Source organism: Streptomyces sp. NPDC060049, assembly GCF_042736715.1.
Lineage (GTDB): Bacteria > Actinomycetota > Actinomycetes > Streptomycetales > Streptomycetaceae > Streptomyces.
The window spans coordinates 129570-154329 of sequence record NZ_JBHWVV010000017.1 but is presented as its reverse complement, the minus strand read 5'-3'; the positions used below and the strand labels follow the sequence as shown (position 1 = coordinate 154329).

The 24760-nt window shown below is 72.4% G+C and carries 23 protein-coding genes; 11 read left to right on the top strand and 12 right to left on the bottom strand.

Features of this window, described 5'->3' with window-relative positions; all coding sequences use genetic code 11:
* Window positions 1-167 precede the first annotated feature (167 nt).
* Entirely contained in the window at window positions 168-2060 is a 1893-nt protein-coding gene (locus tag ACFWBY_RS28595; RefSeq protein ID WP_385331279.1) for a hypothetical protein, read from the bottom strand.
* A 183-nt stretch (window positions 2061-2243) separates the two neighbouring features.
* Here ACFWBY_RS28595 and radA point away from each other — a divergent pair, with 183 nt between their 5' ends.
* Entirely contained in the window at window positions 2244-3659 is a 1416-nt protein-coding gene (radA, locus tag ACFWBY_RS28590) for a DNA repair protein RadA (RefSeq protein ID WP_385331277.1), read from the top strand.
* A gap of 200 nt (window positions 3660-3859) precedes the next feature.
* Entirely contained in the window at window positions 3860-4984 is a 1125-nt protein-coding gene (gene disA / locus ACFWBY_RS28585; RefSeq protein ID WP_274548915.1) for a DNA integrity scanning diadenylate cyclase DisA, read from the top strand.
* 98 nt (window positions 4985-5082) lie between these two features.
* On the opposite strand, the gene ACFWBY_RS28580 is transcribed toward disA, so the two are convergent.
* Window positions 5083-5880 (bottom strand): hypothetical protein, encoded by a 798-nt coding sequence (locus ACFWBY_RS28580; protein WP_385331273.1) that lies wholly within the window; start codon window positions 5878-5880, stop codon window positions 5083-5085.
* A gap of 160 nt (window positions 5881-6040) precedes the next feature.
* Between ACFWBY_RS28580 and ACFWBY_RS28575 the strand changes: the two genes are divergently transcribed.
* From ACFWBY_RS28575 to ACFWBY_RS28545, 7 genes are all read left to right on the top strand, one after another.
* Window positions 6041-6682, top strand: a complete 642-nt coding sequence (locus ACFWBY_RS28575; RefSeq protein WP_385331271.1) for a phosphatase PAP2 family protein — start codon at window positions 6041-6043, stop codon at window positions 6680-6682.
* The gene (locus tag ACFWBY_RS28570; RefSeq protein ID WP_385331269.1) at window positions 6679-7671 is read left to right on the top strand and encodes an A/G-specific adenine glycosylase; all 993 of its coding nucleotides are present in this window, start codon (window positions 6679-6681) and stop codon (window positions 7669-7671) included. The genes ACFWBY_RS28575 and ACFWBY_RS28570 overlap by 4 nt, the downstream gene beginning before the upstream one ends.
* An 87-nt stretch (window positions 7672-7758) precedes the next feature.
* Window positions 7759-8319, top strand: a complete 561-nt coding sequence (locus ACFWBY_RS28565; RefSeq protein WP_385331266.1) for a SigE family RNA polymerase sigma factor — start codon at window positions 7759-7761, stop codon at window positions 8317-8319.
* 38 nt (window positions 8320-8357) lie between these two features.
* Entirely contained in the window at window positions 8358-9017 is a 660-nt protein-coding gene (locus tag ACFWBY_RS28560; RefSeq protein WP_385331335.1) for a hypothetical protein, read from the top strand.
* Between the two features lie 40 nt (window positions 9018-9057).
* Window positions 9058-9762: a two-component system response regulator CseB gene (gene cseB, locus ACFWBY_RS28555; protein ID WP_385331264.1), complete on the top strand. Its 705-nt coding sequence runs from the start codon at window positions 9058-9060 to the stop codon at window positions 9760-9762.
* Between the two features lie 48 nt (window positions 9763-9810).
* A complete protein-coding gene (gene cseC / locus ACFWBY_RS28550; protein ID WP_385331261.1) occupies window positions 9811-11124 on the top strand; it encodes a two-component system sensor histidine kinase CseC in 1314 nt (437 codons plus the stop codon).
* A 173-nt stretch (window positions 11125-11297) separates the two neighbouring features.
* On the top strand, window positions 11298-12503 hold the full coding sequence (locus ACFWBY_RS28545; RefSeq protein ID WP_385331259.1) for a LamG domain-containing protein: 1206 nt from the start codon (window positions 11298-11300) through the stop codon (window positions 12501-12503).
* A gap of 12 nt (window positions 12504-12515) precedes the next feature.
* On the opposite strand, the gene ACFWBY_RS28540 is transcribed toward ACFWBY_RS28545, so the two are convergent.
* Complete coding sequence (locus tag ACFWBY_RS28540; protein WP_385331257.1) at window positions 12516-13070, bottom strand: M23 family metallopeptidase; 555 nt, start codon at window positions 13068-13070, stop codon at window positions 12516-12518.
* Window positions 13071-13419: 349 nt separating this feature from the next.
* On the opposite strand from ACFWBY_RS28540, the gene ACFWBY_RS28535 reads away from it, so the two are divergent.
* Window positions 13420-16431, top strand: a complete 3012-nt coding sequence (locus ACFWBY_RS28535; RefSeq protein WP_385331254.1) for an NACHT domain-containing protein — start codon at window positions 13420-13422, stop codon at window positions 16429-16431.
* A gap of 75 nt (window positions 16432-16506) precedes the next feature.
* Here ACFWBY_RS28535 and ACFWBY_RS28530 read toward each other — a convergent pair whose 3' ends face one another.
* Window positions 16507-19032, bottom strand: coding sequence for an ATP-dependent Clp protease ATP-binding subunit (locus ACFWBY_RS28530; RefSeq protein ID WP_385331252.1), 2526 nt, complete (start codon window positions 19030-19032; stop codon window positions 16507-16509).
* Between the two features lie 475 nt (window positions 19033-19507).
* Here ACFWBY_RS28530 and ACFWBY_RS28525 point away from each other — a divergent pair, with 475 nt between their 5' ends.
* Window positions 19508-20173 carry an SCO3374 family protein gene (locus ACFWBY_RS28525; protein ID WP_385331248.1) on the top strand — a complete coding sequence of 222 codons (666 nt, stop codon included), beginning with the start codon at window positions 19508-19510 and terminating at the stop codon, window positions 20171-20173.
* On the opposite strand, the gene ACFWBY_RS28520 is transcribed toward ACFWBY_RS28525, so the two are convergent.
* The 8 genes from ACFWBY_RS28520 to ACFWBY_RS28485 all read right to left on the bottom strand — a co-directional run bounded on the left by ACFWBY_RS28520 (window position 20146) and on the right by ACFWBY_RS28485 (window position 24758).
* The gene (locus ACFWBY_RS28520; RefSeq protein WP_112448615.1) at window positions 20146-20490 is read right to left on the bottom strand and encodes an Lsr2 family protein; all 345 of its coding nucleotides are present in this window, start codon (window positions 20488-20490) and stop codon (window positions 20146-20148) included. The genes ACFWBY_RS28525 and ACFWBY_RS28520 overlap by 28 nt on opposite strands.
* A 165-nt stretch (window positions 20491-20655) precedes the next feature.
* Window positions 20656-21186 (bottom strand): amino-acid N-acetyltransferase, encoded by a 531-nt coding sequence (locus ACFWBY_RS28515; RefSeq protein ID WP_385331245.1) that lies wholly within the window; start codon window positions 21184-21186, stop codon window positions 20656-20658.
* A 9-nt stretch (window positions 21187-21195) separates the two neighbouring features.
* Window positions 21196-21651 (bottom strand): BlaI/MecI/CopY family transcriptional regulator, encoded by a 456-nt coding sequence (locus ACFWBY_RS28510; protein WP_385331242.1) that lies wholly within the window; start codon window positions 21649-21651, stop codon window positions 21196-21198.
* A 132-nt stretch (window positions 21652-21783) separates the two neighbouring features.
* Entirely contained in the window at window positions 21784-21957 is a 174-nt protein-coding gene (locus ACFWBY_RS28505) for a hypothetical protein (protein WP_385331240.1), read from the bottom strand.
* Between the two features lie 13 nt (window positions 21958-21970).
* Complete coding sequence (locus ACFWBY_RS28500; RefSeq protein WP_385331237.1) at window positions 21971-22630, bottom strand: hypothetical protein; 660 nt, start codon at window positions 22628-22630, stop codon at window positions 21971-21973.
* Between the two features lie 101 nt (window positions 22631-22731).
* Window positions 22732-22929: a DUF397 domain-containing protein gene (locus tag ACFWBY_RS28495; RefSeq protein WP_385331236.1), complete on the bottom strand. Its 198-nt coding sequence runs from the start codon at window positions 22927-22929 to the stop codon at window positions 22732-22734.
* Between the two features lie 124 nt (window positions 22930-23053).
* Entirely contained in the window at window positions 23054-23803 is a 750-nt protein-coding gene (locus ACFWBY_RS28490) for a GntR family transcriptional regulator (protein ID WP_385331233.1), read from the bottom strand.
* Between the two features lie 145 nt (window positions 23804-23948).
* The gene (locus ACFWBY_RS28485; RefSeq protein ID WP_385331230.1) at window positions 23949-24758 is read right to left on the bottom strand and encodes a type III pantothenate kinase; all 810 of its coding nucleotides are present in this window, start codon (window positions 24756-24758) and stop codon (window positions 23949-23951) included.
* Window positions 24759-24760: the final 2 nt, after the last annotated feature.

Here is a 24760-nt window from a genome sequence, read left to right as displayed (position 1 = left end):
CGAGACCCCGTTCGGCTCCATGACTCCCCCATGCGGATGCCCAGGTCGTGCGTGGAGACCATTAAGGCATCCAGCGGCTGACGTGCGGCCATCACATTCTTGCCAACTTGCCCGAGAAGCACGGAAGTTGGCGCAAGCCGGACCGCACCGCCCCGCTGGGGCGATCCCTACGCCGGGCTCGACTCCGGGCCCGGATCCGGCGGGCCGGCCGTCTGCGACGGTGTCGGGCCCGGCGATTCGGTCGGGGTGGGCGTCGGGGTCGGAGTCGGCGTGGGGGTGGGAGTGGGCGTCGGAGTGGGAGTCGGGACCGGGTCGGTCGGTGTCGGCGTGGGGGTCGGGGCGGTGCGGCCCCGACCCTGGATGGAGACCACCGCACCGGCCGGGTCCACCCCGACCCGGGCGCTCCAGGCCCCGACGGGCTGCGCCTCGGAGTCCACGACGATCCGCAGGGTGACCGATTCTCCTGGCGAGAGTCGGCCAGAGGTCCGGCTCGCGCGCAGCCACGGGGCGTCGGACCACAGCCGCCAGTCGACGGGGCCTCCGCCCGACGCGGCCAGCGTCAGCAGCGTGGTCGAACCGTGCGAGGAGGCGGCCACGGTCAGCCGGCCGGGGGCTCCGGGTCCGCCGGGGGTGGCGGCGGGGGCGCCGCTGCTGATGACCTCGACGGAGACGTCGGGGGCGGCGGCGCCCGGGGCGAAGTCGGGGCCGTCGGCGACGACGGCGGCGTTGCCCGCGTTCTCGTACGCCGCCAGCGGGCGGCCGTCGGTGCCCGTCAGCGGAAGCTGCTCCTCGCTCGCCGAGATGCGGGTGGAGCCGTTGCCGACGGATTCCCCGGTGCTCGGTGCGCCCCGGTACGCCGCCCACAGGGCCAGCACCGGGGCCGCGACGACGGTGGCGACGACGGTGGTGGTCACGGCGCGGGCGCGCAGCCGTTCGCGGCGGGCCGCGCGGTCCCTGGGGTCCATCGGGAAGCCGGTGCGGTCGAAGCGCGGGCCGGGCCCGCCGCCCCGGCGGCTCCCGGAGCGGAGCATCGCGGCGCGGACGGCGGTGCGCGGGGCCGGGACCAGCGGGAGGGGCGCGGTGTTGATGCCGCCCGAGCCGGGCCAGGGCGCGCCGACGCCGACGCGTTCGGCGACGCGGCGGCAGCGCGGGCAGTCGTCGACGTGCCGGACGAGTTCGGCGCGCAGGGAGGAGGACAGCAGGACGTTCCCGTCTCCGCCCTCCCCGTCGTCGCCGGTGAGCCGGGACACGGTCGTGCAGCTGCCGGTCTCCACGACGGCGAGGGCGGCACGGGTGCGCTCGACCTCGCACGCGGCGCCGGAGAGCAGCTCGCGTGCGGCGGCCGGGGGCGTGCCGAGGACGGCGGCGAGCTCGGGGACGCCGAGGCGGTGGCGGACGGCGAGTTCGAGGGCTTCGCGCTGCTCGGGCGAGGTCCCGGCGGCCTCGGGCCAGGCGAGGCGGGCGAGCTCCGTGCGGTGGTGGGCCGATGCGTCGGGCGTGTCCGTACGGGGCCGCGCGCCGGCGGGGCCCGGCGGGCCGTCGGCGGAAGCGGCGTCCGGCTCCGGGCATCCCGGCGCTCCCGCCGAGCCCACTGGTCGCGCCGATCCCGGGGAGGACACGGAGGCCGGCGCCCGGGACGCGGCGTTCGCGGCCGCGTTCACGTCGGCGGCCGCGGATCGCGGGCCACGGCCCGGACCCGCGTGCTCCGTCGTACGCCGGGCGGAATGCGCTCCCCGGTAGCCGTGGCGCGTACGCCGTCGCTCGGCCAGCCGTCGCAGGCAGGCCCAGCGCGCGAGTGCGTACAGCCAGGCGCGCCGGTCCCCCTCGTCGGGACAGCGGCCGGGGTGCCGTTCGGCGACGGCGAGGACGTCGCCGAGTACGTCGGTGGCGGTGTCGTGGTCGCACAGGACCGAGAGGCAGTACGTGAACAGTCCGTCCAGGTAGGGCTCGTGCCGGAACGGTGGCGGCTGCTCCACCCTGGTCCCCTCGGGGGGCGTGCGCCCGTGCGCCCGGTGTGCGCCGGTGCGCGGTGCGGGGTTTCCCTGGTTGCTGCTCGTCACTCGGCGACCGTAGGCGGCGCGCCGGTGGCACTCCGGAAGCCTTCACCGCTTTTAGCCCTTATGGGTGAACAGATCGGCAACGTGCTGACAGCGCCCCTGACGGTGCACGCCACGGCGGTCGGACCGGGAGCGCGGGAGCAGCGCCCGCCGGGGCTGTCGGTGGGTGCGGCTACGGTGGGCCGCATGGCTGCCCGTACATCTCGTTCATCCGCCAAGGACCGGCCGTCCTACCGTTGTACCGAGTGCGGGTACTCCACCGCCAAGTGGCTCGGCCGGTGCCCCGAGTGCCAGGCCTGGGGCACCGTCGAGGAGCTGGGCGGCGCGCCCGCCGTGCGGACCACCGCGGCCGGCCGGGTCACCACGGCCGCCGTGCCGATCGGGCAGGTCGACGGCCGGACCGCGACCGCGCGCAGCACCGGCGTGGACGAGCTGGACCGGGTCCTGGGGGGCGGGCTGGTGCCCGGGGCGGTCGTGCTCCTGGCGGGCGAGCCGGGCGTCGGCAAGTCGACGCTGCTGCTCGACGTCGCGGCGAAGGCGGCCAGCGACGAGCACCGCACGCTGTACGTCACGGGCGAGGAGTCGGCGAGCCAGGTGCGGCTGCGGGCCGACCGGATCAAGGCCCTCAGCGACCACCTGTACCTCGCGGCCGAGACCGACCTGTCCGCCGTCCTCGCGCACCTCGACGCGGTGAAGCCCTCGCTGCTGATCCTGGACTCCGTGCAGACCATCGCCTCCCCCGAGATCGACGGCGCGCCCGGCGGCATGGCGCAGGTCCGGGAGGTGGCCGGGGCGCTGATCCGGGCGTCCAAGGACCGCGGGATGTCCACCCTGCTCGTCGGCCACGTCACCAAGGACGGGGCGATCGCCGGTCCCCGGCTGCTGGAGCACCTCGTCGATGTCGTACTGAGCTTCGAGGGCGACCGGCACGCGCGCCTGCGCCTCGTGCGCGGTGTGAAGAACCGGTACGGCGCGACGGACGAGGTCGGCTGCTTCGAACTCCACGACGAGGGCATCACCGGGCTCGCCGACCCGAGCGGGCTCTTCCTGACCCGGCGCGCCGAGGCCGTCCCCGGCACCTGCCTGACGGTGACGCTGGAGGGCAAGCGGCCCCTGGTCGCCGAGGTCCAGGCGCTGACGGTGGACTCGCAGATCCCCTCGCCGCGCCGGACCACTTCGGGGCTTGAGACCTCGCGCGTGTCGATGATGCTGGCGGTCCTGGAGCAGCGCGGCCGGATCACCGCGCTCGGCAAGCGGGACATCTACTCCGCCACCGTGGGCGGGGTGAAGCTGACCGAGCCGGCCGCCGACCTGGCGATCGCGCTGGCCCTGGCCTCGGCCGCCAGCGACGTACCGCTCCCGAAGAACCTGGTCGCCATCGGCGAGGTCGGCCTCGCGGGCGAGGTCCGCCGCGTGACGGGCGTGCAGCGGCGGCTCGCGGAAGCGCACCGGCTGGGCTTCACGCACGCGCTGGTGCCGGGGGATCCGGGGAAGGTGCCGGCCGGGATGAAGGTGACGGAGGTCGCCGACATGGGCGACGCGCTACGGGTCCTGCCGCGCGGGCGGTCGCGCACGCCGGCGAAGGACCGCGACGCCGGCTAGGGGTCCGGGGTCGCGGCGTCCGGCATGCGGGCCGGCGGCCGGCCGGAACGGGCTTCGAACCGCAGGTCAGGGGGCCTGGAGGGGGTGCTCCTCGGCCCGGCCGCGTCAAGGCACGGCGGCGGCGCGGGCCGCGCCGGTAGACTTTGGCCCGGTCCGCCCGGCCGTACGCAGGCGGCACAACCCGCGACCGGAGGAGTGCAGTGGCAGCCAAGGACGGGGCAGCAGCATCCGGAAAGTCGGGCGCGAGCTCCAAGCAGGAGGCCATGATGCGTGCCTCCCTGAGCGCGGTCGCACCTGGTCAGCCGCTGCGTGACGGGCTCGAACGGATCGTCCGCGGCAACACCGGAGGCCTCATCGTCCTCGGCATGGACAAGTCCGTCGAGGCGATGTGCACGGGCGGCTTCGTCCTGGACGTGGAGTTCACGGCGACCCGGCTGCGCGAACTGTGCAAGCTCGACGGCGCGCTGATCCTGGACAAGGACATCACCAAGATCCTGCGGGCGGGCGTCCAGCTGGTGCCGGACGCCTCGATCCACACGGAGGAGACGGGCACCCGGCACCGGACCGCGGACCGGGTCTCGAAGCAGTGCGGCTTCCCGGTGGTGTCGGTGTCGCAGTCGATGCGGCTGATCGCGCTGTACGTGGACGGCGAGCGGCGCGTGCTGGAGGAGTCCGGGGCGATCCTGTCGCGGGCGAACCAGGCGCTGGCCACGCTGGAGCGGTACAAGCTCCGCCTGGACGAGGTGGCGGGAACGCTGTCGGCGCTGGAGATCGAGGACCTGGTCACGGTGCGCGACGTGACGGCGGTCGCGCAGCGGCTGGAAATGGTCCGGCGCATCGCGACGGAGATCGCGGAATACGTGGTCGAGCTGGGCACCGACGGACGACTGCTGTCGCTCCAGCTGGACGAACTCACGGTCGGGATCGAGCAGGAGCGGGAGCTGGTGATCCGGGACTACGTTCCGGAGCCGACGGCGAAGCGTTCCCGCACGGTCGAGGAGGCGCTCCCGGCGCTGGACGCGCTGACGCATCCGGAGCTGCTGGAGCTGGCGATCGTGGCGAAGGCGCTGGGGTACACGGGGTCGCCGGAGACGCTGGACTCGGCGGTGTCCCCGCGCGGGTACCGGCTGCTGGCGAAGGTGCCGCGGCTGCCCGGGGCGATCATCGAGCGGCTGGTGGAGCACTTCGGCGGACTGCAGAAGCTGCTGGCCGCCAGCGTGGACGACCTGCAGACGGTAGACGGCGTGGGCGAGGCCCGCGCCCGCAGCGTCCGCGAGGGCCTGTCCCGCCTGGCGGAGTCCTCGATCCTGGAGCGGTACGTCTAGGCCGTCTCTTTCGGATCTTGCCGGGACCGCGACGCCCGTCCCGCAATCCCCCGGCGGGCCGGATCCGGCGGAGCCTCCCGGCTCCGCCGGCGGCCGCGTCAGTCCTGCTTCAGGACGAACGAGGTCCGGGCCACCGGCATGCCCGGCGACTTGACCTCGACCACGTACGTGTCCGCCGCCGCCACCCCTGCCGGAGGCGCCTGGCACTGGGCGGCCGCGCTGAAGTGCCGGTCCCATTCGAGGGATTGCTTGGTCTCCCCCTGCGAGGGCACCCGGAAGAACACGTTGTCCGCGCCCGTCGGGCAGTCCGCCGAGGACCAGACCGGCTTGGCGTTGCTCGCCTGAGTGATGGTCAGCACCGCCTGCTTCGGGCCGAGATCGACCTTGCAGGTCGTGCCGGAGACGTTGCGGGCGATGAGTTCGAGGCGGGGCTTCTCGCTCGCCTCGTACTCGTTCTTCACGCTCTTGACCTCCCACTGGAGCGCGTTCGGCGCGCAGGTGGGCACCGGCGAGTCCGCCGGTACGGTCTGGTTCGGGGCCGAGCCGCCGGCGCCGCCCGGGTCGGTCCCGCCCGGCTCGCCGTTCTTGCCCGCTCCGGGGCTCGCGCCGCCGCCGGAGCCCGCGGCGGCGCCGCCGCCGCCGCCCGAGCCCGACCCGCCCCGCCCGCCCGGGGCCTGACTGATCGCCGGACCCGATCCGGAGGGTCCGGGGGTGATCTGGGTGACGGGGTCGGAGCCGCCCTGGCCCTTGCCGTTGTCGCTCGTCTTCCCCCCGTCGGAACTGACGGTCCATACGGCGAGGAGCGCGAGGAGCGCGGCGACGGACGCCAGCACGGCCCTCCGTCGCCAGTAGATGGAGGAGGGGAGCGGCCCGACCGGATTGCGCAGAGATCCCACGGACGGAACTTTACGAGAGTTCGGGGCGCGATCCGTGCCCCACATGCCGCGTACCGGGCTTGTTTTGCCGATGATCATCCTGCGGAAGGAGATGGAGGCGCCGAAAATCAGCCACGCGTCTGATGAATGCATTATTCCGTTTTGAGTACCGTGAGTGACCATGGACAGCTCCGGGCTCTACCTCGACGTCACCGGTTTCGCGCGCTCCACCCCCGCCTGGGTGCAATCGGCCTTCGAGGTCTGGACGAAGTACGGGCTGCTCGTCTTCGGCGCCCTCTTCATCGCCGTGTGGTGGCGTGCGCGCGGGCGGGAGCACCCCCGGGCCGTCGCCCTGGCCGTCCTCGCGCCGCTCGTCACCGCACTGGCCTACGTCGCCTCGGAGCTGGTCAAGACCCTCGTGTACGAGGAGCGCCCCTGCCGGGCCGTGGCCGGGGCGGCGGCCTCGCTCATCACCTGCCCGGCCTCCGGCGACTGGTCCTTCCCCAGCAACCACTCCGTCATCGCGGGCGCCGCCGCCGTCACGCTCGCCCTGGCCGTGCCCCGCCTCGGGCTGCTGACCGTTCCGCTCGCGCTGTTCATGGCCTACTCCCGCGTCTTCGTCGGGGTGCACTACCCGCACGACGTGGCCATGGGCCTGCTGCTGGGCGCGAGCCTGGCCGCGCTCGCCGTACTGGCGCTCACCGGGCCCACGACCAGGGCCGTCTGCGCCGTACGGGCGGGCGGTGGACGCGCCGCCGTCCTGATCACCGGCCCGGACCCAGCGCAGCGGGGACGAAACGTGTCAGGATGCCGTCTGCCATGACTGCATCCCCCGCTTCTCCCGCCGCGCTGCACGCCCCCGTCATCGCGTGGTTCGACGCACACGCCCGCGATCTGCCCTGGCGCCGCCCCGAGGCCGGGCCCTGGGGGGTGATGGTCAGCGAGTTCATGCTCCAGCAGACCCCCGTCAACCGGGTCCTGCCGGTCTACGAGCACTGGCTCGCACGCTGGCCCCGGCCCGCCGACCTGGCCGCCGAGGCCCCCGGCGAGGCCGTGCGGGCCTGGGGGCGGCTCGGCTACCCGCGCCGGGCCCTGCGCCTGCACGGCGCCGCCGCCGCCATAACGGAACGGCACGGGGGCGACGTACCGCGCGATCACGCGCAGCTGCTGGCCCTGCCCGGGGTCGGCGAGTACACGGCGGCCGCCGTGGCCTCCTTCGCGTACGGGCAGCGCCACGCGGTCCTCGACACGAACGTGCGCCGGGTCTTCGCGCGCACCGCGACCGGGGTCGAGTACCCGCCGAACGCCACGACCGCCGCCGAACGGCGCCTCGCGCGGGCCCTGCTGCCCGAGGACGAGGACACGGCGGCCCGCTGGGCGGCCGCCTCCATGGAGCTCGGGGCGCTCGTGTGCACGGCCAAGAGCCCGGACTGCGGGCGCTGCCCGGTGGCCGGGCTGTGCGCGTGGCGGCTCGCCGGCAAGCCCGCGCACGAGGGACCGCCGAGACGGGGGCAGACGTACGCCGGGACGGACCGGCAGGTGCGCGGCAAGCTCCTCGCGGTGCTGCGGGAGGCGGTCGGCGCGGTGCCGCAGTCCGTGCTCGACACCGTCTGGGACGAGCCCGTGCAGCGGGCCCGCGCACTGGACGGGCTGGTCTCGGACGGGCTGGTGGAGCCGCTGGCCGGGCGGATGTACCGGCTGCCGGCCGGCCCGGCCGAAGTTGACTCGCAGATTCCGCTTGGATCGGAGAAACCGCAGCTCACGGCCACTGTTACACAACCTATGGGTGTCCGTGCGCCCACCGAAGGCTGACCCGCACAGGCCCGTGACAACGCCTCCGTACCTTCGAACCCGTAAGGCAGCGGATCAGCGGTTGAACGTCAGCGGAGGCGGTCTGAGATGGCGCACGGCGAGGTACTCGGTTTCGAGGAGTACGTACGCACCCGGCAGGACGCGCTGCTGCGCAGTGCCCGGCGCCTGGTACCGGACCCCACCGACGCCCAGGACCTCCTGCAGACCGCCCTCGTCCGCACCTACGGCCGCTGGGACGGCATCGCCGACAAGTCCCTCGCCGACGCCTACCTGCGGCGCGTCATGATCAACACCCGTACCGAGTGGTGGCGTGCCCGCAAGCTCGAAGAGGTCCCCACCGAGCAGCTCCCCGACGCCTCCGTCGAGGACGGCTCCGACCAGCGCGCCGACCGCGCCCTGCTGATGGACATCCTCAAGGTGCTCGCGCCCAAGCAGCGCAGCGTGGTCGTGCTGCGACACTGGGAGCAGATGAGCACCGAGGAGACGGCCGCGGCGCTCGGCATGTCGGCGGGAACCGTGAAGAGCACTCTGCACCGCGCCTTGGCCCGCCTCCGGCAGGAGCTGGAGAGCCGGGACCTGGACATGCGCGCGCTGGAACGCGGGGACCACACCATCCGGTACGAGGGGCGTGAGCGGTGCGCGGCCTGAATGGCCAATGCCTGAACGGCAAGAGCTCGGTCGTACTGATGTCGGCGGGGACCATCGTCCTCGCCGGCACGGCGCTGTTCGCGGCCGGCTGCACCACCGGGGGTACGGGGCTGCGTGACGGCGGCCCGGCCCGTACCGAGTCGGTGGCCAAGACCGCCCCGCCGCCGTCCTCCGCGCCCTCCGGGCACGGGTCGGCCGCACCCGCCAGCCCCCTCGTACCGCACGCCTCGGGCACGCCGGCCAGGATCGACCCGGTCGCGCTGCTCCTGGCGGACCCGAAGGTCGGCGCGGAGGTCAAGCGGGACCTGAAGCCCTGCACGGGCAAGGAGTACCCGGTCGACGTCAGCTACGGGAAGGTCACCGGCGGCCCGGAGGCCGACGTCGTGGTCAACGTGCTGTCCTGCGCCGACGCCCTGGGCCGCGCCTCCTACGTGTACCGGGCGGACGACGGGAAGTACGAGAACGTCTTCGCGGACGAGCAGCCGCCCGTCTACGCCGAGATCGACCGGGGCGACCTGGTCGTGACCAAGCCCGTCTACGGGAAGAGCGACGCCCTCTCCTATCCTTCGGGCGAGGACCTGATCACGTACCGCTGGGACGGGGAGAAGTTCACCGAGCAGGACCGGGTGCACACCGATTACAGCAACGTGGTCGACGGCGGGGTGGCCCCCGGCCCGGCCGTCACCCAGAAGAACTGAGCCGGAAGAACCGAGTACCGAGGCGAGGCGAGGCTCCCGCATGGCAGACACGCATGTCCTGTTCGTGGAGGACGACGACGTCATCCGTGAGGCCACGACCCTGGCGCTGGAGCGCGACGGGTTCGTGGTCACCGCCATGCCCGACGGCCTGTCCGGCCTGGAGTCCTTCCGCGCGGACCGGCCCGACATCGCCCTGCTCGACGTGATGGTGCCCGGCATGGACGGCGTGAGCCTGTGCCGCCGCATCCGCGACGAGTCCACCGTCCCCGTCATCATGCTGTCGGCGCGCGCCGACTCCATCGACGTCGTCCTGGGACTGGAGGCGGGCGCCGACGACTACGTCACCAAGCCCTTCGACGGCTCCGTGCTGGTCGCCCGGATCCGCGCGGTGCTGCGCCGCTTCGGCCACGCCGGCGGCCCGCAGGGCGGCGGGGCCGACGACGGCGACTCCGGCGAGCGGGGGGTACTGGCCTTCGGGGACCTGGAGGTCGACACGGAGGGCATGGAGGTGCGCAAGGCCGGCGCCCCGGTGGCGCTCACGCCCACCGAGATGCGGCTGCTGCTGGAGTTCTCCACCTCCCCCGGCACCGTGCTCTCGCGCGACCGGCTGCTGGAGCGGGTCTGGGACTACGACTGGGGTGGCGACACCCGCGTCGTGGACGTCCACGTCCAACGGCTGCGCACCAAGATCGGGCAGGACCGGATCGAGACGGTCCGGGGTTTCGGATACAAACTGAAGGCCTGATGCCTTGAGAAGACTGAGCGCGGGAGCGAACGCGGGGATGAAGCCTGAATGAAGCGGTTCACCCTGCGGACCGGAATCCGCTGGAAGATCACGCTCGCCATCGCTTCCGTGGGCGCGCTCACCGCCATCGCACTGAGCCTGGTGGTGCACAGCGCTGCCCGCGTGTCGATGCTGGAGAGCGCCCGCGAGGTGCAGCTGGACCGGGTGCAGTTCATCTCCCGCAACGCCGAAGCCGGCCGCAAGCCCCCCATGGGCGCCAAGCTCAACGACCCCGACCTGCCCGCGGACCTGCGCGAGAAGGCCCGGTCCGGGCGGCGCGGCACCTACATCCAGGAGAAGCCCCACGGACTGCCCGAGGTGTGGGCCGCCGTACCGCTCGGCAACGGGCAGGTGCTCTCGCTCCACACCCAGTTCCGGGAGAGCGCCAACATGGTCCGCGACCTGGACCGGGCGCTGGTCGTCGGGTCCCTCGCCGTGGTCATCGGCGGTTCGGCGCTCGGCGTGCTCATCGGCGGCCTGTTCTCGCGGCGGCTGCGCAAGGCCGCGGCCGCCGCGCAGCGGGTGGCGCACGGAGACCCCGAGGCACGGGTGCGGGACGCCGTCGGGGGCGTCGTGCGCGACGAGACCGACGACCTCGCGCGGGCCGTCGACGCGATGGCGGACGCGCTCCAGCAGCGGCTGGAGGCCGAGCGGCGGGTGACCGCCGACATCGCACACGAGCTGCGCACCCCGGTGACAGGTCTGCTCACGGCGGCGGAACTGCTGCCTCCGGGACGGCCGACCGAGCTCGTACGGGACCGCGCGCAGGCCCTGCGGGCACTGGTCGAGGACGTACTGGAGGTGGCCCGGCTGGACAGCGCGTCCGAGCGGGCGGAGCTCCAGGAGGTGGCGCTCGGCGAGTTCGTGAGCCGCCGGGTCACCTCCCTGATGCCGGAGGCGAGCGTACGGATCGTCGCGGACGAGATCGTGAGCACCGATCCGCGCCGCCTGGAGCGGATCCTCGGCAACCTCCTCGCCAATGCCTCGCGCTACGGGCGGGCGCCGGTCCAGGTCGACGTCGAAGGCCGGGTCGTACGGGTCCGCGACCACGGGCCGGGCTTCCCCGAGGCACTGCTGCGCGAGGGACCGAGCCGGTTCAGGACCGGGTCGACGGACCGGGCCGGAGTCGGGCACGGGCTGGGGCTGACCATCGCGGAGGGGCAGGCGCGGGTGCTGGGCGCCAGGCTGACGTTCCGCAACGTGGCCGCCCCGGGCGGCTTCGCCCGCGAGGGCGCGGCGGCCGGGGCGGTGGCGGTGCTGTGGCTGCCCGAGCACGCGCCGACGGCGTCGGGGAGCTATCCGGTCCTGCCGCCTTCGGCGTGAGCGGGGCGGGGCGGGGCGGGGCGGGGCGGGGCGGGGAACGGCCCGGTACAGGGGCGGGGAACGGCCGCGAAGGGCCGCGAAGGGCCGGGATCAGCCGGGATCGGCCGGGATCGGTTCCGTATCGCGACCATCGGCTGTTCGATTGCGGACGCCGATGTTTTAGCATCCGATCCATGACTGACGGTACGGATCGCCCGCACAGCCCCCAGCCCGAGCCCAACGACCAGAACCCCGGCGGCTACGGCTACCCCCAAGGGCAGATACCCGCCGGCGGCGGATACGGCTATCCGCAAGCCGGGCAGCCCGGGGGCTACGGCTACCCGCAGGCCCCGGCCGGGCCCGGCGCGTTCGGCCCGCCGCCCGGCGGTCCCGCGGAGACCCCCTCCGGCTACGGCTTCCCGCAGGCGGGCCCGTACCAGCAGGGACCGGGCGCCCCGCAGCCCGGAGACTTCCAGGCCCAGGCCCCGTTCCCGCCGTCGTCCGACGAGCCGGACTGGGGAGCGCTGGCCGACGGCGCCGCGCGGGAGCGGCGCAGGAAGCGGCTGTGGGCGATCGGCGGCGCGGTGACCGTACTGGCCGTGCTGGCCGGTGGCGGCGCCTACCTGCTGCTGGGCGGCGGCGGCTCCGGCGACGACGCGAAGGCGAGCGAATCGCCGTCGGCCTCGCCCTCGCCCTCGGTGAGCGGCTCCAAGGCGGCGGTGGACAACACGCCGACCGTGGCGGATGACCCGACGAAGCTGCGGGACCGCAGCGGCAAGTCACATCTGAAGATGGGCCCGGAGGCCGCCGTGGCCCCGGTCGACAAGCGGTTCGAGTTCCGCACGACGGGCACCGCGAACTCGTACGCCGAGTCCGAGAAGGCCCTCGTCGACGTGTCCAAGAGCTTCACCGTCACGGCCCGCGTCTCGAACAGCGCCCCGAAGGGGCGGCAGATCGCCGTCAGCCAGGGCAACGGGAAGACGTTCTCCTTCGAGCTGGGCTCGGACGAGGTGAACGGCAAGCCGGCGTGGATCTTCCGGATCCAGACGGACGCGGCGGGCGCGGACGCCACGGCCAAGACCGTCGTGGCCGAGGGCCGCAAGATGGACAACACCATGACGGAACTGACCGGCACCTACAACGACACGACCAAGATGATCACGCTGTTCGTCGACGGCAAGCAGATCAACGAGGCCAAGGTGCCGGCCGTCTACAAGGCGGCCGGACCGCTGCAGCTGGGCCGCACCCGCGCGCAGGACGCCTGGGCCGGCGCGTGGAGCGGCGCCATGGACAGCGTCCGGATCTACCGGATCGCGCTGTCGCCGGAGCAGGTCAACGACCAGAAGCCGGGCAAGCTCGACGCGTCGATCAGGCCCGTCGCTTCCTGGATGCTGTATTGATCCCGGACGGGATCAGACGCTGACGCCGAACTGGCGCAGGAAGGCGACCGGGTTCACGGCCGAGCCGTAGTTCGGGGTGTTCCGGATCTCGAAGTGGAGGTGCGGGCCGCTCGAATTGCCGGTGTTGCCGGACAGGGCGATCCGGGTGCCCTTGGCGACCTTCTGGCCGGGCTTGACCTGGATCTTCGAGAGGTGCGCGTACTGCGAGTACGTGTTGTTCGCGTGCTTGATCACGATGGCGTTGCCGTAGGCCGGGCCGTCGCCGCCGCCGTTGGGTCCGGCCTTGACGACGACGCCCGCCGAGACGGCGTTGACCGGGGTGCCGACGGGGACGGCGAAGTCCTGGCCGGAGTGCTTGTGCGACCACATGGTGCCGCCCTTGCCGAAGGTCGCCGAGAGCGTGTAGTTCGACACGGGCTTCTCCCACGCCGGGGCCGGCTTCACGGCGGCCGGGGCCGCGCTGGCGAAGGCGGCGGTCGTCCCGGCCCCGACTGCCAGGGCCGCACCGAGAGCGGTGGCGCCGAGGGCGATACGGATACGACGGGTGCTGACGCGCTTCGCGGACATGAAGTGGACCTCCGGGGCCGGGGACTGGGACGGTGCTTCTGGCAAGAAGCGACCCGGAACTCCGCAGGGGGTGCCGGGCTAGCTCGCCATCCTTGGTAACCCGACCCCCCGAACTTCCCCAAACCACCCCATTACTACCCGAGCTCGTAGGTGAGGGGAGGGCCTACAGCCCTGTTGACCGCCTCATTACTGGGGCAGGGGTGGGGCAAAACGGACATCGATCTCTACGGATGTTCCTAGTAGGTCCGATTTGCCCTGTGCGGCTTGTCACCGGCGTGGGACCTCCGGCGGCCCTTCTTCGGGACCAAAGCCCTGCGTGCGGTTGCGCGTGGAGCTACGCTCACGCCTCGTGGACGCATCCGTGGTGGGGATCCGGCTGGCCTCGGGGGTCGTGACCCCCCTCGTGAAGAAGCTCCTGCGCGGGGAGGGCGCCGGCGCGGGCCTCGTCGACCATCCCGTGCGGATCTCCGCCTACGTCTCCCCGCGCGAGCAACGCACCCTGTCCCGGGACGACCTGCGCCGGCTCGCCGAGAAGCTCGTCGCCCAGGCCCTGCGGGCCCCCGGCGAGCAGCCGCTGCCCCCGGGCGAGGAGGCGGGCGTCGCGACCGCACTGGCCGTCACCCTCCACGCCCTGGGGGACCTGACCCTGCAGGACGCGCAGGCCGTCGAGATGGGCCCCCGCGCCTTCGCCGCCGCGCTGCGCCGGGCGGCGCCCGCGACGGGCCTGGGACGGGACGCGGAGCTCTTCCACGACCGGCTGCTGGAAGTCACCTGTCTGCACATCCTGCACTTCTTCACCACCCGCTCCACCTACATCCCGCGCCAGCTGGTCGAGAGCGCCCGCCGCCAGGCGGAGACGATCGCCAAGATCGACGCCCTGCTGGCCCGGATCCCCCGCCAGGACGGCCGGGACGCGGACTTCGAGGCCGGGTACCTGGAGTACCTCGTCAAACGGCACAGCAGCCTGACGATCTTCGGACTCGACCTGCCCCCGGGCTCGGCCCGCTGGCCGCTGGACGCGGCGTACGTGAGCCTGGAGGCGACCTCCCTCCCCCGGCACACCGGCGGCGGCAGCGCCGGTGCGGACGGCGGCCCCGACGGGGGCCCCACGGGGCCGGCGCACGGGCACGGGGCCCACGGCGCTCCGGCCACCGCCGAGAAGTTACTGGCCCACGAGCCCCGCGTCCTGCTGCGCGGCGAGGCCGGCTCCGGCAAGACCACGCTGATCAAGTGGCTGGCCGTCTCCGCCTCCCGGGACGGCAGCGAGGGCGGCCCCGTCCCGTACGTCCTGCCCCTGCGGACCCTGACCCGCTACGGGGAGCGGCTGCCCGCCCCCGAGGACTTCCTGGTCGCCACCGCCCTGAAGGGGCAGGCGCCCGAAGGGTGGGAGAGCCGGGTCCTGAGCGCGGGGCGCGGCCTGATCCTCGTGGACGGCATCGACGAGGTCCCGGAGGCCGAGCGGGCCCGCGCCCACGACTGGCTCACCGACCTGCTCGTCGCCTACCCGGGCAACCGCTGGCTGGTGACCTCCCGCCCCTCGGCGGTGCGGCAGGACTGGCTCGCCGCCGAGGAGTTCACCGAGCTGACCCTCTCCCCCATGAACCGGGCCGACGTGACCGCCTTCGTCACGCGCTGGCACCGGGCGACCGGCGCCGGCGAAGAGCTCCGCGAGCAGCTCCTGGAATCCCTGCGCACCAAGGGGGAGCTCGCCCGGCTCGCCACGAACCCGCTGCTGTGCGGGCTGATCTGCGCCCTGCACCGCGAGCGCCGGGGCTTCCTGCCCTCGGGCCGCAAGGAGCTCTACACGGCCGCCCTGTCGATGCTGCTGCACCGCCGCGACCGGGAGCGGGAGCTGCGCCTCCCCGAGCTCGCCGAGGAACCCCAGCTGCAGCTGCTCCAGCGGCTCGCCTACTGGCTCATCCGCAACGGCCGCACCGTCCTCGGCCGGGCGCGGGCCCTCTCCCTGATCGCCGACGCGCTGCCGGCCGTACCGGCCGCCGCGCAGGCGCTCGGAGAGGCTCCGGCCGTCCTCACGCACTTCGTCGAGCGCAGCGGCCTCCTGCGGGCCCCCACGGAGGACACGGTCGAGTTCGTCCACCGCACCTTCCAGGACTTCCTGGGGGCCCGGGCGGCCCTGGACGAGGGCAGCCTCGGCGAACTGACCCGCCACGCGGACGACGACCAGTGGGAGGACGTCATCCGCATGGCGGTCGCCCAGGGCCGCCCCCGCGACCGCGCGGCGATCATCGGCGACCTGCTCGTACGCGACTCCGACCGGGCGGTGCTGCTGGCCTTCGCGTCCCTGGAGTACGCGGCCGAGCTGGAACCCGCGCTGCGCGAGGACGTCCGTGCGGCCGCCCGCCGGCTCATACCGCCCAAGGACGAGGAGGCGGCGCGCGCACTGGGCCGGATCGGGCCGCTGGTCCTGGATCTGCTGCCCCGCGCCGAGAAGGCCCGCGGCAAGGACGCCCACCTGTCCGTGCTCGCGGCCGCCTCGACGGGCTCCGAGGCCGCCGTCGAGTACCTCGCCGGCTACTGCCGCCACCCCGACGAGCGGGTCCGCGAGACGCTCACCCGCTCGTGGAAGCTGTTCGACACCCGCCGGTACGCCGCCGAGGTGCTCGCGCGCATGGAACCGCCGCCCCGCGACCTCGTCGTGGAATCGGATGCCGAGCTCGCGGAGCTGTCGGGCTTCACCGGCCCGCCCGGCCTGTTCGTCCGCCACGAGGTGACCCGGGGCGCCCTGACGCGCTTCCTGGCCCGCCAGCCGGTGGCGGGACTGACCCTGTGGAGCTTCCGGGGCGGGGACGACGTGGAGTTCCTGCGCGGCCAGAGCTCGCTGCGGCGCCTCACCATCAACGCCTGGTCGCCGCGGGACCTGCGGGCGCTGTACGGGCTGCCCCTGGAGGAGGTCACCCTCTACCTCGGCAACTCCACGCCGCTCGGCCCGGCCCTCGCGTCCTGGCCCCGGCTGCGCTCCCTCACCCTGTACGAGGAGCACGGCCCGTGGTCCTTCGACGACTTGCCCCCGGAAGCCCGCTTGGAGGAGCTCGTCCTGCCCAACCCCGACCCGGACCTGGCGGGCCTCGGACGGCTGGACACCCTGCGGCGGCTGTGGCTCGGCTACAAGTGGCGCCCGGGCGGACCGGCCGCCGGGGCGGAGCTCTCGGCGCTGAGGGACCTGCGGGAGCTGTCCCTGCACCCCGCGGCGATGGCGGCCCTCGCCGAGTTCGCGGACCTGCCCTCGCTCAGGACCTTGCTGTTGCACGACGAGAAGGAGTGGGACGACGCCCTCGAGGAGCAGGTGCGCCGCCGCTTCCCGCTGGCGCAGCTGGAGATGCTGTCGCAGACGGAGATCTGACCGGCCGCACGGCACGGCGAAGGGGCGGCCCCGGAACCTTTCGGTCCCGGGGCCGCCCCTGTGTTCCGCTACGGGTTACGCACCCTTGCTCAGGTCCGGGCCGGAGCCCGTGGCCTCGATCGGAGGAAGGTCCGAGATCGGAGTCTTCTCCTCGCCGCGGAAGGTGAACTTGGCTTCGTCGCCCTCACCCTCCTTGCCGACGACCACGATGTGACCGGGGCGCAGCTCGCCGAAGAGGATCTTCTCCGACAGGATGTCCTCGATCTCACGCTGGATCGTGCGGCGCAGCGGGCGGGCACCCATGATCGGGTCGTAGCCGCGCTTGGCCAGCAGGGCCTTCGCGTCCGCGCTGAGCTCGATGCCCATGTCGCGGTCCTTCAGGCGGTCGTCGACCTTGGCGATCATGAGGTCGACGATCTGGACGATGTCTTCCTCCGTGAGCTGGTGGAAGACGACCGTGTCGTCGACGCGGTTGAGGAACTCGGGCCGGAAGTGCTGCTTGAGCTCTTCGTTGACCTTCGCCTTCATCCGGTCGTATCCGGTCTTGGTGTCGCCCACGGCCGCGAAGCCGAGGTTGAACCCCTTCGAGATGTCCCGCGTACCCAGGTTGGTCGTCATGATGATGACCGTGTTCTTGAAGTCCACGACCCGGCCCTGGGAGTCGGTCAGACGACCGTCTTCCAGGATCTGGAGAAGGGAATTGAAGATATCCGGGTGCGCCTTCTCGACCTCGTCGAAGAGGACGACGGAGAACGGCTTCCGGCGGACCTTCTCGGTCAGCTGGCCGCCCTCTTCGTAGCCCACGTAGCCGGGAGGCGAACCGAAGAGACGGGAAACCGTGTGCTTCTCGCTGAACTCCGACATGTCGAGGGAGATCAGCGCGTCCTCGTCGCCGAAGAGGAATTCGGCGAGCGTCTTGGAGAGCTCGGTCTTACCGACACCGGACGGGCCGGCGAAGATGAACGAGCCGCCGGGGCGCTTCGGGTCCTTCAGACCCGCACGGGTACGGCGGATCGCCTGGGAGAGCGCCTTGATGGCGTCCTTCTGGCCGATGACGCGACGGTGGAGCTCGTCCTCCATGCGCAGGAGCCGCGAGGACTCCTCCTCGGTCAGCTTGAACACCGGAATGCCGGTCGCGGTCGCCAGGACTTCGGCGATGAGCTCGCCGTCGACCTCGGCGACGACGTCCATGTCGCCGGCCTTCCATTCCTTCTCGCGCTTGGCCTTCGCCGCCAGCAGCTGCTTCTCCGAATCACGGAGGGAAGCCGCCTTCTCGAAGTCCTGGGAGTCGATGGCCGACTCCTTGTCGCGACGCACGTTCGCGATCTTCTCGTCGAACTCGCGGAGGTCCGGCGGCGCGGTCATCCGGCGGATGCGCATCCGGGAGCCGGCCTCGTCGATCAGGTCGATCGCCTTGTCCGGGAGGAAGCGGTCCGAGATGTACCGGTCGGCCAGGGTGGCCGCCTGCACGAGGGCCTCGTCCGTGATGGAGACGCGGTGGTGGGCCTCGTAGCGGTCGCGCAGGCCCTTGAGGATCTCGATGGTGTGCTGGAGGGAAGGCTCCGCCACCTGGATCGGCTGGAAACGGCGCTCGAGAGCGGCGTCCTTCTCAAGGTGCTTGCGGTACTCGTCGAGCGTCGTGGCACCGATGGTCTGGAGCTCACCACGGGCCAGCATGGGCTTCAGGATGCTCGCGGCGTCGATCGCGCCCTCGGCGGCGCCCGCACCCACGAGGGTGTGGAGCTCGTCGATGAACAGGATGATGTCGCCGCGGGTGCGGATCTCCTTGAGCACCTTCTTGAGGCGCTCCTCGAAGTCACCGCGGTAGCGGGAACCGGCGACCAGTGCACCCAGGTCGAGGGTGTAGAGGTGCTTGTCCTTGAGGGTCTCGGGCACCTCGCCCTTGACGATCGCCTGGGCGAGGCCCTCGACGACGGCGGTCTTGCCGACGCCGGGCTCGCCGATGAGGACCGGGTTGTTCTTGGTCCGGCGGGACAGGACCTGCATGACCCGCTCGATCTCCTTCTCGCGCCCGATGACCGGGTCGAGCTTGGATTCGCGGGCCGCCTGCGTGAGGTTGCGGCCGAACTGGTCCAGGACGAGCGAGGTCGAGGGCGTGCCCTCGGCCGGGCCGCCGGCCGTGGCCGACTCCTTGCCTCCGCCGGAGTAGCCGGAGAGCAGCTGGATGACCTGCTGCCGGACTCGGTTGAGATCGGCGCCCAGCTTCACCAGGACCTGGGCGGCGACGCCCTCGCCCTCGCGAATGAGGCCGAGCAGGATGTGCTCGGTGCCGATGTAGTTGTGGCCGAGCTGGAGGGCCTCTCGGAGCGAAAGCTCCAGGACCTTCTTCGCCCGCGGGGTGAAGGGGATGTGGCCGGACGGGGCCTGCTGCCCCTGGCCGATGATCTCCTCAACCTGCTGGCGAACAGCCTCGAGCGAAATCCCGAGGCTCTCCAAGGCCTTAGCGGCGACACCCTCACCCTCGTGGATCAAGCCCAGGAGGATGTGCTCGGTGCCGATGTAGTTGTGGTTGAGCATCCGGGCTTCTTCCTGAGCCAGGACGACAACCCGCCGCGCGCGGTCGGTGAACCTCTCGAACATCGTTTATCGCTCCTCAGAGCGGTCGGGCAGTTCGGGGTCGGTCCCCGCCCTGTCCTTCCGCATGCTAGTCCCGCGGGGCGGGACAGCTCATTCCAACTGCCGACATCCGTCCGCGGCTCACCCTCACGTCCGTGGGAAAACCCGGCTGTAAGTGCCGACAACTGCTCCAACCCGATGGTGCGAGACGATGTTCCCGCAGGCCAGGCAGATACCCGTCACACGTGTACGCCGATGGCGAACGGAAGACGGTCGCAGACCCGGCAAATCAGCGTGTCGCCCCGATCCACTAGGAATGTCTTACCCCGTAAGCACGGAGAGTTCACGCCAGTGACGGCGGATCCCTCCGCTACGGGCGAACACGACTCCGTCCCGAATGTGGGACCCGGCCCCACCGGATGTTTACGTTCCGCATTGGTGTGGGTGCGGAACGTCACATCACGCGTAACCCCGGAGCGATTCGGGAGTTGCTCCGGACATGGCTCTCACCGCCCGGCCCGTCACCGTCCCGCTCCCCCGCATCCCGTTCGGACATCCCGGGGCCGGGGGCGACCCGGACTCCTGGACGGCTTCCTGGTACGAGCGCGAGCTCGGCTGGAGCGTCGTCGGCGGGCCCCCGGTCCAGCTCGCGACCGGGGAGCGGTTCGACGTGCTGGAGCTCCCGGCCGACGCCGGGACCGCGGTGCTGCGCCGACGCGTCGCCACCGGTCCGGTGGCGGTGATGGGGCGCAGGATGCGGTTCCTGGTGGCCGCCGGGAGCGCGGACGAGCTGGAGGGGCTGCTCGTCTGGCTGGAATGGGGCGGGGTCGCCCTGGATCTCGCCGCCCTGGGTGCGGGTGGCCGGATCACGGCTCCGGTGCCCCCGGGGCGTCCCGCGGGTGCGGAACCGCAGGGGAGTCCTCGGGGGACCGCCGTGTGGCTGCGGCCCCCCGAGCAGGGGTGTGAGGCACTGCTTCCCGCCCTGCCCGCTCCCGGGCAGGGCCCTTCCGGGTCCGCGCGCGGACCCGATCTCGTACGCCTGGTCGCGGCGGCGGCGACGGAATGCCACCGGGCCCGCCTGCGCCGGCGTACGGCCCCCGCGGAGCGTGCCGGTGTGGTGGACCGGCCCGCCGCGGGTCAGACCTTGCGGTCCTCGAACGCCTGACGGATTTCCGCGGGAACGCGGCCGCGGTCATTCACGCTGTAGCCGTTTTCCTTGGCCCACGCGCGAATGACGGCGGTGTCCGGGTTTCCGGCCGAAGCGGCGACGGCGCGCCCCTTGGTACGGCCGGTCGCGGCGCCGCGGCCACCGGTACGGCGTCCGCCCTTGGTGTACGGGTCGAGCAGGCCGCGGAGCTTTTCAGCGTTGGCGGTGGTGAGGTCGATCTCGTAGGTCTTGCCATCCAGAGCGAACGTCACCGTCTCGTCCGCCTCGCCGCCGTCGAGGTCGTCGACAAGAAGGACCTGAACCTTCTGTGCCACCGGGATTTCCTTTCATCGAAAAGCAGTACGCGGAAAGGAAACCGCTTTTGCCTGGAAAACACAAACCCCCGGTGAGGGGTTCGGGTCCGCAACGGGTCGGGAAACATGCGCGATTCGGACATAGGCCACAGGCACGGTGGTGCCGGGAAATCCCGCTGTGATCGTTCAGAGGTGCAGAAGCATCCGACTGTTGCCCAAGGTGTTCGGCTTCACTCGTTCGAGACCGAGGAACTCGGCGACACCCTCGTCATAGGAACGCAGCAGCTCCATGTAGACATCGGTCTCCACCGCCGTCTCGCCGATCTCGACGAAGCCGTGCTTCGCGAAGAAGTCGACTTCGAAGGTCAGGCAGAAAACCCGGCTCACACCGACCCGACGGGCCGTCTCCAACAACTTGTCGAGCACCAGATGACCGACTCCGGCGCCCTTCAGCCCGCGGTCGACGGCGAGGGTGCGGACTTCGGCCAGGTCTTCCCACATCACGTGGAGCGCGCCGCAGCCGACGACCTGACCGTCGGCGTCGCGTTCCGCGACCCAGAACTCCTGGATGTCCTCATAAAGGACGACCGGCGCTTTGTCGAGCAGGATGCGCTGCTGCACGTACTGGTCGAGCAGGCGGCGCAGCGCGGGAACATCGCCGGTGCGCGCACGGCGGATCGTCACTGTTTTTGCATGTGCAGCGGAAAACTCACCCATGCCCGGACGTTATCGCCCCGGCTCGCTCCCCCGCCCGCCGGAGTCGTCTGCGGCGTCGGCGGCGGGCGCCTGGGTCCCGGCGGACTCCGCCGACTCTTCGGGGGCGGCCGGCTGAACGATCCGTACGGCGTCCCGCAGGGCCTCGCGCTGCTCGGCGGACATCATGCCGAAGAAGGCCACGAGGGCGGCGGCCGGGTTGTCGCTCGTCGACCATGCCTCGTTCATCAGGGCGGCCGAGTAGGCGGCGCGGGTGGAGACCGCCGTATATCTATAGGCGCGGCCTTCCGCTTCTCGGCGGACCCAGCCCTTCTGGTGAAGATTGTCCATAACGGTCATCACGGTGGTGTAGGCGATGGACCGTTCCTGCTGGAGGTCTTCCAGGACTTCGCGAACGGTGACCGGGCGGTTCCACTGCCACACCCGCGTCATCACTGCGTCTTCGAGTTCTCCCAAGGGGCGAGGCACAGCAGCACGATAGTGCGGGATGCGATGAATTGCCCGGCTATTCGGGCGGCAAGGCGCGCCGGAATCGGGGCTGTGCCGGTGACGTCGCAGGGCGTACGGCCCTTGGAGCCGTACGCCCTGCGACGTGCCGGGTTACTGCTGCGGCCGGGTCTGGCGGGTGGCCTCGGCGCGGGCGAGCACGGCGTCCACCGCCGCGTCCTCCTTGGCCTTGTTGGCGCCGCCCTGGCTCTTCACGATCGTCACGACGAGCGCGATGAAGAACACGGCCATCACGAAGGGGGGCACGAGCGCGGAAACGTAGTCCATGGCCCCAGCCTAGCTACCCCGCCGCGCGTCCGGCCTCCGGGGGCGCCGCGGGCTTGCGGCGCGGCGGGAAGACCTCGCCCGGGGTGGGGACCGGGCGCGCGGGCCGCTCGTCGGGCCCGGGTTCCTGCGGGCGCGGCGGCTCCTTCTCCTTGCCGGAGCCGGAGCCGGAGCCAGGGCCGGAACCGGGGCCGGTCCCCGAGCCGGCGGGGCCTGAGACCACCCCGGCGCCGCCCGCGATGGCAAGCAGCCGGGTCCGCGGGGCGGGGGCGGTGGACAGCCTGCGGCGTACGGAGCGTTCCGCGACCCCCCGTGCCCGCTCCAGCAGGGCGGCCGCGACCGCGTTGGCGCGCAGGGCCCGCAGGGCGGTGAGGTCGTCGGGGACGGGCTCGTAGCCGGCGGCCAGGGCGTCCTGGAGCAGCTCCAGGTAGCCGGTGAGGCTCCCCGGCAGTGCGGCTCTGTACCGGGCCAGGTCGGCGAGGAGGAAGGCTCTGAGCCGCCCCGCCTCCTGGTCCGCTTCGTCCACCGACTGCGCGAGGCGCAGGCAGTCCTGGACCTCGGCGGCCGTCAGAGGGGCCGTGGAGGATTGGAGGGCGTGAGCGAGCGAACGCCTGAGCACGTGAAGCTCAACAGCGCTGAACGCCATGCCGCCGCGGGATCCGTAGGGCGTGGGCATGGGCCGAAGATACGCGCTAATCGGACAAAATCCCCTGAGCGAACCTGGGCGCGGCGCGGCGGATCCCCGGTCCGGCCCTGAGCCCGGTCCTCGTCCGGCCCTCAGGCCGGTCCTCGGTCCGTCTCCTTGATCACGCGCAGGAAGTCGGCCCAGGCGGCCTGCGTGGTGGCGAGGACGAGGTGGGCCGGATCGGCGCGGTCCGCCACGCGGACCAGGGTGCCGGGGGCCGCGCTGACGTGCACGCAGTTGTCCCCCTCACCGCAGAACGACGATTTCTGCCAGGCGGTCCGAGTGGTCATGGTGTCTCCTCCGCTCACAGGCGCTCGCGGCGCCGTGGACGAGCTCCCGGTACTTCTCGTGGGGCGACCGTATCTCCGCGGCGGCCGCACTCCGGCCATTTCCGGGGAAACGGCCCGCCGGACCTCAGGGGCCGCTATGGCCGGGCGGATCCGCCGGGGGCACCGGGATCTCGTAGGCGATCTCCGTGTGCCGGTCGGCGACCACGATGTCGGCGGTCTCCACGGCGCGCCCGTCCGCCGCGTAGTGCGTGCGCTCGATCCCGGTGATCAGGTCGCCGACGCCGATGCCGAGCAGGCCGGCTTGGCGCCGGTCCGCGCGCGCCGGGCGCGGGACCTCCAGCACCGAGGTGACCGTGATGCCGATCGCGCGCATCCGTGGCGCGACTCCGGCGCCCCGGTGCGGGCCCATCTCGGGCAGGACGACCGGGGTGCCGCCGGTGAGGGCCATCGGCTCCCAGGACTCGCAGACCTCGAAGGTTCCGCCCTCGCCCGAGAACGCGTAGGTGGTGACGACGCACGGGTCTCCGGGGGCGATGCCCAGGCGCGCGGCGATGCCCGCGGTGGCCTCGACCCGGGCCTTGGTGTGGGACTCGGCGCGGACCCCCGCGGACGCGCCGGGCGCACGGCGGTGGGGGCGGACGACGCGCAGCCGCTGTCGCGGGACGCGGACGTAGGTGCCGGCGCCGGGCCTGCCTTCGAGGAGGCCCTCGATGATCAGGAGTTCCAGCGCCCGTTGGGCGACGGACTGCCCTACGGAGTACTCGGCGGCGAGCCGGGCACGCGAGGGGAGCTTCGCGCCGACGGGCCATTCCGGGGCCGCGATCCGGGTCCGCAGCGCGTCGGCCACCTTCGAGTACGCCGTGTCGCGGGGCATTTCGGGCCGTCCTGTGCTCGTCGGGTACGCGCCGCCTGGGCTGCCCAAGGTAACCCGGCGGCCGGACGCGAACGGTCCCGGCCCCCAGGGGACCGGGACCGTTCGCGGCGCCCGGGGGCCGGGCGCCGGGCGCCGGGCGCCGGCGTCAGTCGAAGTTGGGCGCGTTGCGCTCGTAGACCAGCCGCAGGCCGATCAGGGTGAGCCACGGCTCGTGGTCGTCGATCACCGAGGCCTCCCCGAGGACGATCGGGGCCAGGCCGCCCGTGGCGATGACGCGGACGTCGTCCGGTGCGCCGTTCGGGCCGGCCAGTTCCTTGGCCATCCGGGTCACGATCCCGTCGACCTGGCCCGCGAACCCGTAGACCACGCCCGACTGCATCGCCTCGACCGTGGACTTGCCGATGACGTTGCGCGGGCGGGCCAGCTCGATCTTGCGGAGCTGGGCGCCCCGGACACCGAGGGCTTCCATGGAGATCTCGATGCCCGGGGAGATCACCCCGCCCACGTACTCGCCCTTCGCGGACACCGCGTCGAAGGTGGTCGCCGTGCCGAAGTCGACGACGATCGCCGGACCTCCGTAGAGCTCGACGGCGGCGACCGCGTTGATGATGCGGTCCGCGCCGACCTCCTTCGGGTTGTCCATGAGGATCGGGACGCCCGTCTTGATGCCGGGCTCCACCAGGACGGCCGGGACGTCCCCGTAGTAGCGGCGGGTCACCTCGCGCAGTTCGTGCAGCACCGACGGGACCGTCGAGCAGATCGCGATGCCGTGGATGCCGTCGCCGAGCTCGCTGCCGAGCATCGGGTGCATGCCCATCAGGCCCTGCATCAGCACGGCCATCTCGTCGGCCGTGCGGCGCGGGTCGGTCGAGATGCGCCAGTGCTCGACGATCTCGTCACCGTCGAACAGGCCAAGGACCGTATGGGTGTTGCCCACGTCGATGGTGAGGAGCATCG